14 protein-coding genes are annotated in these 9549 nt (G+C 71.4%); 8 read left to right on the forward strand and 6 right to left on the reverse strand.

The annotated features are described in order from the left end of the window. Positions 1 to 111: 111 nt before the first annotated feature. From V5O40_RS27235 to V5O40_RS27245, 3 genes are all read right to left on the reverse strand, one after another. On the reverse strand, positions 112 to 645 hold the full coding sequence (locus tag V5O40_RS27235) for a DUF1360 domain-containing protein (protein ID WP_332908110.1): 534 nt from the start codon (positions 643 to 645) through the stop codon (positions 112 to 114). Positions 646 to 706: 61 nt separating this feature from the next. Next, positions 707 to 1030: an SRPBCC family protein gene (locus V5O40_RS27240; protein WP_332908111.1), complete on the reverse strand. Its 324-nt coding sequence runs from the start codon at positions 1028 to 1030 to the stop codon at positions 707 to 709. Further along, positions 1030 to 1353: a DUF6158 family protein gene (locus V5O40_RS27245; protein ID WP_164447571.1), complete on the reverse strand. Its 324-nt coding sequence runs from the start codon at positions 1351 to 1353 to the stop codon at positions 1030 to 1032. The genes V5O40_RS27240 and V5O40_RS27245 overlap by 1 nt, the downstream gene beginning before the upstream one ends. Positions 1354 to 1473: 120 nt before the next feature. On the opposite strand from V5O40_RS27245, the gene V5O40_RS27250 reads away from it, so the two are divergent. Both V5O40_RS27250 and V5O40_RS27255 read left to right on the forward strand, forming a co-directional pair. Then, on the forward strand, positions 1474 to 1926 hold the full coding sequence (locus V5O40_RS27250) for a hypothetical protein (protein ID WP_332908112.1): 453 nt from the start codon (positions 1474 to 1476) through the stop codon (positions 1924 to 1926). Between the two features lie 26 nt (positions 1927 to 1952). Beyond that, positions 1953 to 2288, forward strand: coding sequence for a DUF3817 domain-containing protein (locus tag V5O40_RS27255; protein WP_332908113.1), 336 nt, complete (start codon positions 1953 to 1955; stop codon positions 2286 to 2288). 10 nt (positions 2289 to 2298) lie between these two features. Here V5O40_RS27255 and V5O40_RS27260 read toward each other — a convergent pair whose 3' ends face one another. After that, positions 2299 to 2826, reverse strand: coding sequence for a DUF6232 family protein (locus V5O40_RS27260; RefSeq protein ID WP_269737996.1), 528 nt, complete (start codon positions 2824 to 2826; stop codon positions 2299 to 2301). 456 nt (positions 2827 to 3282) lie between these two features. On the opposite strand from V5O40_RS27260, the gene V5O40_RS27265 reads away from it, so the two are divergent. Then, complete coding sequence (locus tag V5O40_RS27265) at positions 3283 to 4254, forward strand: C40 family peptidase (protein ID WP_332908114.1); 972 nt, start codon at positions 3283 to 3285, stop codon at positions 4252 to 4254. Positions 4255 to 4362: 108 nt separating this feature from the next. Here V5O40_RS27265 and V5O40_RS27270 read toward each other — a convergent pair whose 3' ends face one another. Further along, the gene (locus tag V5O40_RS27270; RefSeq protein ID WP_269738705.1) at positions 4363 to 5352 is read right to left on the reverse strand and encodes a sigma-70 family RNA polymerase sigma factor; all 990 of its coding nucleotides are present in this window, start codon (positions 5350 to 5352) and stop codon (positions 4363 to 4365) included. 611 nt (positions 5353 to 5963) lie between these two features. On the opposite strand from V5O40_RS27270, the gene V5O40_RS27275 reads away from it, so the two are divergent. Further along, entirely contained in the window at positions 5964 to 6659 is a 696-nt protein-coding gene (locus V5O40_RS27275) for an SDR family NAD(P)-dependent oxidoreductase (RefSeq protein ID WP_332908115.1), read from the forward strand. On the opposite strand, the gene V5O40_RS27280 is transcribed toward V5O40_RS27275, so the two are convergent. Continuing rightward, on the reverse strand, positions 6644 to 7309 hold the full coding sequence (locus tag V5O40_RS27280; protein ID WP_332908118.1) for a dTMP kinase: 666 nt from the start codon (positions 7307 to 7309) through the stop codon (positions 6644 to 6646). The two genes, V5O40_RS27275 and V5O40_RS27280, sit on opposite strands and share 16 nt — an antisense overlap. A 230-nt stretch (positions 7310 to 7539) precedes the next feature. Between V5O40_RS27280 and V5O40_RS27285 the strand changes: the two genes are divergently transcribed. The 4 genes from V5O40_RS27285 to V5O40_RS27300 are packed head-to-tail and all read left to right on the forward strand — an operon-like array spanning position 7540 to position 9317. Then, a complete protein-coding gene (locus V5O40_RS27285; protein WP_269737998.1) occupies positions 7540 to 8124 on the forward strand; it encodes a nucleotidyltransferase in 585 nt (194 codons plus the stop codon). Beyond that, complete coding sequence (locus tag V5O40_RS27290; protein ID WP_332908116.1) at positions 8121 to 8396, forward strand: hypothetical protein; 276 nt, start codon at positions 8121 to 8123, stop codon at positions 8394 to 8396. Before V5O40_RS27285 ends, V5O40_RS27290 begins: the two co-directional genes overlap by 4 nt. Positions 8397 to 8406: 10 nt before the next feature. Next, positions 8407 to 9183 (forward strand): metallophosphoesterase family protein, encoded by a 777-nt coding sequence (locus V5O40_RS27295; protein ID WP_332908117.1) that lies wholly within the window; start codon positions 8407 to 8409, stop codon positions 9181 to 9183. Continuing rightward, positions 9174 to 9317, forward strand: a complete 144-nt coding sequence (locus tag V5O40_RS27300) for a GPGG-motif small membrane protein (RefSeq protein ID WP_018786997.1) — start codon at positions 9174 to 9176, stop codon at positions 9315 to 9317. The genes V5O40_RS27295 and V5O40_RS27300 overlap by 10 nt, the downstream gene beginning before the upstream one ends. Positions 9318 to 9549 lie beyond the last annotated feature (232 nt).

Consider the following 9549-nt stretch of genomic DNA (forward strand, 5'->3'; position numbering starts at 1 on the left):
CCGGGGGTGGGCCCGGCTTCCCGCGCTCACCGGCGGGCCCGCCGCAGAAACCCCCGCACGGTGGTGGGCCGGGCACCCCGGGCCGACCTCGTCGTAGCTACCTACCGTCCGTCAGTCCTCCCCGCCGTCACCCTCGGCCGCCTGCTGGGCGACCGCGTACCCCATCTGCAGGAAGTCGGAGGCGGCCACCGCGGTCAACGCCGTGGCGACGAGCCGGGTCAGCCGGGGCGCGAGCACCAGTCCGCCGGTCAGACCGGTCGCCACCCACACGGCCAGACAGAACGGGCAGCTGAGCAGTTCGCCGATGGCGTGGCGGGTGGAACTGCCCGAGTCGCGTACCTGCTCCATCACCTCGCCGCTGCCGATCGGCCGGTCGTAGCGCGTGAAGGGCGCGCGCAACGGACTGGTCACCGCGTCCTTGGACAGCAGCCGACTGAGCTTGTGGGTGGCGATGGCGAGCAGCACCACGTCCGACGTGCTGGGTCGCTCGGGCACCGTCCGCCCGGTCACCCGCACCAGGCCGGCGATCGCACCGGTCACCGCGGCGTAGGTGCCCATCGCCGCCAGGTAACCACCCAGCGGGCGGTGCTCGTGCGGTGCGTACGCCTGGCGCAACCGCGCCACCTTCTGCTTCAGATCGCTCACCCGGCCTCCTCTTCGGGTCACGCTACGAGTCCGCCGCGGTCCGGCGGCAGGTCCGCTCGGATCAGCCGGCCTGCAGGTTGTCGGCCACCTCGCGGGCCAGGCTGTCAAGTGCCTCGTCCGCCAGCCGGTCGACGTCCTCGCCACCCCCGCCGATCTCCAACCGGAGGCGGGAGCCACCGGCGTCCACCGGCTCCACCCGCAGGTCGGCGGACCAGTCGGTGCCTCGGGCGGTCCAGCGGGCGTGCAGTTGCTCGGCCTCGCCCTCCTGGGCCGGGTCGTTCGACAGCAACGGCTCGGGCAGCCAGGAGGAGATCCGGTCGGGATCGGTGGCCGTGTTGAACACGACCTCCGGAGGCGCGGACACCCCTCGCTCGGCGACCGCCATCACGCGTCCCGCAGCCGGCTCGGGTCGACCTCACGCCCCGGGTGGCGGGCGAGGTACTCGGTCTCCAGCTCGGCGGTGCGTCGCAGGTGGTTGGCGAGCGCCGAGTCGGTGGCGTGGCGCAGCGTGTCCAGTCGGGTGCGGTGCAGGCTCTGCATCTCCCGGATGAGATCCTCCTCGCCCAGTTCCGCCGGATCGATGCCGAGCAGATCCGCCTCGGGCGCGGGCGTCGGCGTCCGATCGTCGCCCCACTCAGGAATCCGCTGCTCGGGGCTCACCTCCGTACCGCCGGTGGGAAATCCGTCCGGTCGTCCCGATGCCGTCATCTCGCCCCCTCGTCCGTCCTGGGCTGGCGTCTGTACGGTTGCCCACCCCGGGTGTGGCCAAACCACGAGGCACTACGACACCGCGTCGGAGAAGACGGCCGGCTTCGGTACCCTCGTGGCATGAAGCGGCTCTGGACCCCGGCGTGGATCGCTCGCCACGTGGCCATGGTCGTGCTGGTGACCACCTTCCTCGGGCTCGGCTGGTGGCAGGTCAGCCGGGCGGCGGCGGGCAACGCCATCAGCTGGGGTTACGCCGTGGAGTGGCCGATCTTCGCGGGCTTCGTGGTCTTCGTCTGGTGGCGCGAGGTGCGCCACACCCGCCGAACGGCCGCGCCGCCGAACGGGGACCCGGCCGCACCGACGTCCGCCGATCACCTGGGCGAGTCCGCCGGACCCGGCGGTGTCACCGCATCCGACGCCGGCCCGCCACGGCCGGGCATCCGTCGCCCGGTGCGGGTCGCCCGGGTCGGCGCCGCGCCCGGTGCGGACGACGCCGAGCTAACCGCCTACAACCGCTACCTGTCATGGTTGAACGCCAATCCGGGCGCGAAGCCCGGTGACTACCCCGGCTGAACCGGGCCCGGAAGGACGGACGAGAAGTGCGCGCTGCCCTCACCCGCTACCGCGTGATCGCCTGGGTCGTCGGCGTGGTGCTGATCCTGCTGGTCGTGATCGGCATGCCGCTCAAGTACGGCTTTGACAACCCGGTCGTGGTGGAAACCGTGGGCCAGGTACACGGCTTCCTCTACATGGTGTACCTGGTCGCCGCGTTCGACCTGTCCCGGCGGGCCGACTGGCCGCTCAAGCGGATGATCCTGGTGATGTTGGCCGGCACCGTACCGTTCGTCTCCTTCTGGGCCGAGCGGCGGGTGAGCGCGCTGGTCACCGCCGAGCAGCGGGAACGCGAGCAGGCACCCGAGCCGATCGCCGGCTAGCGACCCGCCCTCACCGTCGCGGTCGCCACGGTTCGGTACCCGCCAGCGGGTCCTCCCAGCCGCCGTAGCTGTTCATCTCGCGGGCCCGGCGCAGCGCCCGGCTCACCTGGCCGAACTGATGCTCGTCGTCGCTGCTGAACAACAGCTCGTCGCCGCCCGCCCGGCGACCCCACAGCTCGTACGCCGGTGGGCGCCAGCGGTCGCCCGCCACCGCGAGCAGCACCGGCACGAGGAACACGGCACCGAGCAGGAGGTACGCCCCGGCGGTGAGCCGTTGCAGCCCGCCGGTGAACCCGAGCAGCAGTCCCACCCCGCCGATCACCACCGTCGAGGTCAGCACGGCCCGGGTCGCCGCCCGGTCGTGTGGCCCCCGGGTGCTGTGCAGATGGGTCAGCTCGGCGACGCGCCAACTGCTGCGCCCGACGGTGAACCGGTCGACCGTGACGATGATCCCGGGCCGGGCGTAGAGCAACGTGGGCCCGGTGCCGGCGCCTCGGGGTGTCCGTGGCGGTCGCGTCGTCGCGCCATCAGGATTCACGACCCCTCCTTCCACGGCTGGCACCGGGTCGATCACCACCGGCCGGAGACATCGACACCGGTTGACGGGATTCCCGGCCGCGCGCTTCATTGTGGGCCGCCCGCGCCACTCCGGCTCGGGCGTTTGCGATGGTCAGAGGCCTGCCAGGGACAGGTGGTGCCGGAAACAGCGCAGCAAGTCCGGCTTGTCGGTCATAACGTCCCGGCATCCGACGTCATATGCCGGGAGCGACCAGTCCGACATATCGCTGATAACCGCCTTGGGGCTGGTCGTGGCCTGCGTCCTCCGCCACAGCACCACCATTGGTCCCGACTTTCTCTGCGGATGACAGGCGTCCCGTACTAGGTTGGGCGGGTCGGCCCGGCCGGCCGCCGTCCACCGGGACGGCACCGGGCCGTCGCCGTCGCGGAGCCTCAGCCGCCCGCGCCGGCCGCCGGGAGAGGAGCATTCGGGCTCTTGTCGTCCCTGACGCACACGCTGCGCGCCCTGACGGCCGCCGCCGTCACCCTGGCGCTGCTCATGCCGGCGACGGTGGCTCGGGCCGAGCCTTCCCCCGCCGAACTCACCCGGCGGATCGAGAAGGCCTCCGTCGAGTTGGAACGCGTGGTGGAGGCCCACAACGAGCTGCGGGAGAAGATCAAGGACAACCGTGCCGCGGTGGAGCGGTTGCAGGACCGGATCGGCCCACTGGAGCAGCAGGCGGAGCAGAGCCGCGCGGACGTCGGCGAGATGGCGGTGACCGCGTACAAGACCGGCACCCTGGGCACCGTCGACGCGCTGCTGCACGGCGGTGACTCCACCGCGGTACTGGACCGGCTCGGCACGCTGGACCACCTGACCCGGCAGCGGCAGACCACCATCGCCGGCTACACCGCCGACCAACGGCGGCTGCTCGACGAGAAGACCCGGCTCGACGTGACGCTCAGCCGGCAGGCGGCGCAGTCACGCGAGCTGTCCTCGGCGAAGAAGCGGATCGAGCGCGATCTCGCCAAGCTCTACGAGCTGCGCCGGCAGGCGTACGGCCGGGCGACCGAACGACCGACGAACCGGGCCAGCAGTGCCCAGGACGCACCCGCCGTCTCCGGCAAGGCCGGCGTCGCCGTCCGGTACGCCTACGGCGCGCTGGGCAAGCCGTACGCCTGGGGACAGGACGGGCCGGGCAGTTACGACTGCTCCGGGCTGACCTCGGCCGCCTGGCGGGCGGCCGGCCGGTCCCTGCCACACAACACCCGCATGCAGTGGGGAGCGGTGGCCCACATCAGTCGCGGTGAGCTGCGCCCCGGCGATCTGGTCTTCTACCGCAGCCTCGGCCACGTCGCCATCTACGTCGGCGACGGGCAGGTCATCCACGCACCAACCTTCGGCCGCAACGTGGAGAAGCGGTCCGTGGACCTGATGTCGCCGTACGGCTACGGGCGGGTGCGCTGACCCACCGGCCCCGACGAGCCGATCCGGCGACGCCCCGGCCGCCGACGACCGGCGAACGGCCGGCGTCCCCCTATCGGACGCCGGCCGTTCGCCGTTATTGTCTCCCGCTCAGGCCGCCTGCAGACCCTCCGCCCGGGCCAGCTCGCGGAGCCGGCCGAGCGCCTGGATCTCCAACTGCCGGATCCGCTCCCGGGACAGGGAGAACCGCGAGGCCACCTCGGTCAGCGAGTGCTCACGGCCGTCCTCCAGCCCGTACCGGGCCCGCATGATGCCGGCCGAACGGTCGTCCAGGTGGTTGAGCAGCCCTTCGATCCGCTGCCGCTCCAACCCGGTCAGCACGATCTCCTCCGGGGACGGAGCGTCGCTGTCGGCGACCAGGTCGCCGAGGTTGGTGTCGCCGTCGTCGCCGACCGGCGTGTCCAGCGACACGGTGTCCTGCGACCAGCGGACCAGTTCGTTGACCCGCTCGACGGTGACCCCCAGCGCCGCCGCGATCTGCTCCGGCTCCGGGTCGCCGCCCAGCTCACGGGTGAGCTGCCGGGCCACGTTACGCATCCGGTTGACGTCCTCGACCAGGTGCACCGGCAGCCGCACGGTGCGTTCCTGCTGGGCGATCGCCCGGCTGATGGCCTGGCGGATCCACCACGTCGCATAGGTGGAGAACTTGTATCCGCGTTCGTAGTCGAACTTCTCGACCGCCCGGACCAGACCGGTGTTGCCTTCCTGGATCAGATCCAGCATCGGCATGCCGGAGCGGACGTAGCGTCGGGCGATCGACACGACCAACCGCAGATTCGCCCGGATGAACAGGTCCTTGGCCCGTTCCCCGTCGGCGACCAGCCGCTCCAGTTCCTCCCGGGTGACCCCGTCGGGGACGCGGTCCTCGCCGATCAGGTGCTCGGCGTAGAGGCCGGCCTCGATCGCCTTGGAGAGATCGACCTCCTTGGCGGCGTCCAGCAGCGGCGTCCGGGAGATCTCGTGCAGGTAGACTCCGACCAGGTCGCGCTCCTCGGCGACCTCGTCAGTTCGCATTCCGATGTTCTTGTCCACGGTGCCCACGGTCCCCTCGCTCGCGCCGGTTGCCCGGTTCCTTGCCATCCCCACGCCCATCAGCCCTCCCCCGTAACCTCCGCTGTGCCCATCGGTGCTGACATCTACACAACAGATGAGACGTGTCGGGGATTCCATGTCGTGGGTCGAAAGTGTCACGAATGCCTGATAATCCGCTGAGAGCAGCGTCCATGTTTGCTGTCAGCACCCTGCCTGGCTGTTCGCCGGCAGGCACCTCGTGAGGTCGACGGATCGACGGATCGCCCTCCGTCCCGGTCCATGGCAGCACTGCCCGGCCGATGGTCGCAGCGACCCGGGTCACCACCGTGCTGCGATCCTGGTCACTGCCAGATACGCGTCCGTGGACCGCTCGGTTCATCCACGCCGGTGGTAATACCCCACGCCCTGATGAACAATCCGCGTGCCGGTCCTATGCCCGCGACGACGGCGGGTATCGGCCGGCTGTCTCGTTCCTGACGCGATCGGTACGGATTCCGGGCCGTGCCCGCCTGCATCCCCGTCGCACCGGCCCACCACCTGCGGCCCGTGTTCACCCGGATGAGGACGTCACCGGCCAGGCGGACGGCGTCTCCGGTTCGGACAGCGCGGCCGTGGGGGCCCAGGTCCCGCCGACCGGCCACCACAACTAACCTCGGACCATGGCGAATCGCAGCGTACTGGTCACCGGTGCCACGGGCGGGCTGGGCACGGCGGTCAGCGCCGCCTTCTCGGCGGCGGGGTGGCGCGTGGTCGCGCCCCAGCGCCGACGACCGGACCCGGTGGACGCAGCCGAGGTCGACGCTCCGGTCCGGATCGTCGCGGACCTGACCGACCCGCGGGACGTCGCCCGGGCGGCCGAGGTCGCGGCCGGCGATCCCGAGGCGCCGCTGCGCGCGGTGGTCAACCTGGTCGGCGGATACGCCAGCGGTGGCCTGGTGCACGAGACGCCGATCGAGGACTTCGAACGGATGCTGACCATCAATCTCCGCCCGACCCACCTGGTCACCCGTGCCGCGCTGCCGCACCTGGTCGCCGCCGGCGGCGGCGCGGTGGTCTGTGTCGCGGCCCGGGCGGCGGTCGCGCCCTTCCCCGGGGCCGCCGGCTACGTGACCGCGAAGGCCGCGGTGCTCGGCTTCGCCGCCGCGGTCGCGACGGAGTACAAGGCGGCCGGAGTCCGCTGCAACTCGGTGCTGCCGAGTGTCATCGACACCCCGACCAACCGCGACGCGATGCCGGACGCCGATCACACCCGTTGGGTGGACCCGGCCGAGATCGCCTCGGTGATCCGCTTCCTCGCCTCGGACGAGTCGGCACCCACCAGCGGCGCCGCCGTACCGGTCTACGGACGGGCCTGAAGCGGGACCAGTTCCGTCACCGGCGTGGCCGCCCCTGCCGGCGCGGTAGCGGTCGGCTCGTTCCCGGCCGCCAGCCAGGCGTTCAGGTGCTCGCGGATCTCCCGGGCCAGGTCCTCGGCCGGGAGAGCCGCATCGACCGGCACGAACGTCGGATACTCCGGCAGCGTGCGGTAGGCCAGGTCGGCAGCGGCCAGAAAGCCCAGGCTCTCGTGGTCGGTGCCCCGACGCTCGATCCGCCGGTACGCCTCGGTCGGCTCGACGGTCAGCAGGAACGTCAGCTGCGGTCGGGGGAAGAGTCGGTAGGCGGCCCGGATCATCCGCTCCCAGCGGTGCCCGCCGTGTGCCCGCAGGCTGGCGTACTGGCAGGCCGCGTAGCGGTCCATCACGGCCACCCGACCGGTACACAGGCCGCCGAGCAGGGTCATCGCGATGGCCAGCCAGCGCAGCACGGACTCCACCAGGAGCATTCCGTCCCGGCCGAGGAGACTCAGGGCATCCGGCCGACCGAGCCGGTGCGCCACCCGGCCGAGCCAGCGCCGGCCGCCGGCGTTGCGGTGGTAGGCGGCGGGATGCCCCGCCGCGGTGAGTGCCTCGGCCAGCCGGTACGCCTGGGTGGTCTTGCCCGAGCCGTCGATGCCGATCAAGGCAATGGTGCGGAGCCGCCCCCTGCCACAGCGGACTCCCGTCGAATCGGGCGCTCCCGTCGATCTGGCCACCCTCGAAAGGCTATCCGACAGGCGCACAGTGGTCGCACCATAGATCCGGTTTGCGCCCTGTTCATCCCCTTGCGCGCGCCGCGCAGGTGTGGGCGACCGGTATGCCGGGTACCGATCGGAGATCCCACCGGTGGCACCCCCGACGAGTCGACTGGAGAGGCGAGATGGCCGAGCGCGACGACGAGACTCTCCTGCACACCCTCAAGAAGGTCGCCGCCGTGCTCAAGCAGTCCGAGATCCCGTTCGCGCTCGGCGGCAGCTTCGCCGTGTACGCGCACGGCGGACACTCCAGCGAGCACGACGTCGACTTCCTCATCCGCGAGTCCGACGTCGAACCCGCGCTGGAGGCGCTGGGGCAGGCCGGTTTCACCGCCGAGCGGCCACCGGAGGACTGGTTGGTGAAGGTCTTCGACGGTGGCCGGATGGTGGACCTGATCCACCGCCCGATCGAGACGCCGGTGACCGAGGAGACCTTCGCCGACACGGTGGTACGCCCGGTCGACGCCATCCACATGCCGGTGCTGTCGGCCACCCAGCTGATGGTGCACAAACTGCTCAGCTTCTCCCAGCACTACTGCGACTTCGCCCGCGGGTTGCCGCTGGCCCGTTCGCTACGCGAGCAGATCGACTGGGAACGGGTACGCAAGGAGACGCAGCACTCGCCGTACGCCGAGTCGTTCCTGGTGCTGCTGGACAGGCTGGACGTCGTGCCCTACTCCGGCACGGCCGACGGGAAGGGGAAACCGTGACCGCGCACCGCGACTCCGGCGCCGGACCGCCGGACGAGTACGTCGAGGCGGAGATCCACCGGCTGCTGACCGAGGATCCGGCCGTCGCCGAACAGGGAATCACCGTGGTCCGTACCGAACGCGCTCTCGTGCTGCACGGCGAGGTCGAGAGCGCGCACCGGCGGGAGGAGATCCTGCGCCGGGTGGCCGACCGCTTCCCGGACGTGCCGATCACCAGTGACATCGGGGTGGTCCGCGCGCAGGCGCCCACGGAGATCGAGCAACTGCCCTGAGGGAGGTTCGATGGTTATCCGGATCGCCGCTGTGGGCGACGTACATCTGGACGAGGACGTGGTCGGCCGGTTCCGGCCGGCACTTGAGCAACTACCGGGCAACGTCGACGCGCTGCTGCTCGCCGGCGACCTGACCCGGCACGGCACCGAGGCCGAAGCCCGCTGCGTGGCCCGGGAGTTCGGCGGCCTGGGCGTACCGGTGATCGCCGTGCTGGGCAACCACGATCATCAGTGCGACCAGGTTCCCCAGGTGGTCGGGGCGTTGGAGGAGGCGGGCATCACCGTCCTGGAGGGCGACGGGGTGGTGCTGGACTGCCCGGGTGGCCGCCTCGGCGTCGCCGGGGTTAAGGGCTTCGGTGGCGGTTTCGCCGGCCGGTGCGCCAGCGACTTCGGCGAGCCGGAGATGAAGGCGTTCGTACGCACCACGACCGAGAGCGCCGATCGGCTGGGCGAGGCACTGCGCTCGCTGGACTGCGACGTGCTGGTGGCCCTCACCCACTACGCCCCGGTGCCGGACACCCTGGCCGGCGAACCGTTGGAGATCTACCCGTTCCTCGGCTGTTACCAGCTCGGGCAGGCCATCGACGCCGCGCCGACCGCGCTCGCCCTGCACGGGCACGCCCACCACGGCACCGAGCGGGGCACCACCCCGGGCGGGGTACGCGTCCGCAACGTCGCCCACCCGGTGATCAAGCAGGCGTACAGCGTCTTCCACCTGGGCGACCACCTTGATCAAGGCGAGGTTTCCGGAGTCGCCGCCGGGGGTATTCAGCAACCATGGAGCTGATTCTCTGGATTCTCGCAGTCGTACTGGTGGTCGCCGGCATCCTCGCGTTGTTCCGCCGGCAGATTCTCTGGGGCATCGTCCTCATCGTCGTCGGGCTGCTCGTCGGCCCGGGCGGGGTCAGCATCTTCAGTTGATTTGGCGGCGCAGGGCGTCGCTCATCGGACCCGCCGGGGTCGTCGCGACCGGTACTCCGTCCTCCCGACAGGAGTCACCGGGCGCGGCGACCCCGGCGTGCTGCCCGCCGACCGTGCCCGCTCCGGTCACCGTCGGCGGGCTCGCGCGCGGCAGGTGACCACAGCCGCGACCACGGCCCCCGGAGGTTTGCCGCGCCCGCGCCGCGGAGAACCTTCGACCCTGCGGACGAGT

This window comes from Micromonospora palythoicola, assembly GCF_036689795.1.
Classification (GTDB): domain Bacteria; phylum Actinomycetota; class Actinomycetes; order Mycobacteriales; family Micromonosporaceae; genus Micromonospora; species Micromonospora palythoicola.

What these genes read in the sequence shown, in the direction of transcription:
- V5O40_RS27270 (WP_269738705.1), bottom strand. Translation starts at nt 5,352, where the DNA reads ATGGCAAGGAACCGGGCAACCGGCGCGAGCGAGGGGACCGTGGGCACC.
- V5O40_RS27240 (WP_332908111.1), bottom strand. Translation starts at nt 1,030, where the DNA reads ATGGCGGTCGCCGAGCGAGGGGTGTCCGCGCCTCCGGAGGTCGTGTTC.
- V5O40_RS27285 (WP_269737998.1), top strand. Translation starts at nt 7,540, where the DNA reads ATGGCCGAGCGCGACGACGAGACTCTCCTGCACACCCTCAAGAAGGTC.
- V5O40_RS27245 (WP_164447571.1), bottom strand. Translation starts at nt 1,353, where the DNA reads ATGACGGCATCGGGACGACCGGACGGATTTCCCACCGGCGGTACGGAG.
- V5O40_RS27300 (WP_018786997.1), top strand. Translation starts at nt 9,174, where the DNA reads ATGGAGCTGATTCTCTGGATTCTCGCAGTCGTACTGGTGGTCGCCGGC.
- V5O40_RS27275 (WP_332908115.1), top strand. Translation starts at nt 5,964, where the DNA reads ATGGCGAATCGCAGCGTACTGGTCACCGGTGCCACGGGCGGGCTGGGC.
- V5O40_RS27250 (WP_332908112.1), top strand. Translation starts at nt 1,474, where the DNA reads ATGAAGCGGCTCTGGACCCCGGCGTGGATCGCTCGCCACGTGGCCATG.
- V5O40_RS27295 (WP_332908117.1), top strand. Translation starts at nt 8,407, where the DNA reads ATGGTTATCCGGATCGCCGCTGTGGGCGACGTACATCTGGACGAGGAC.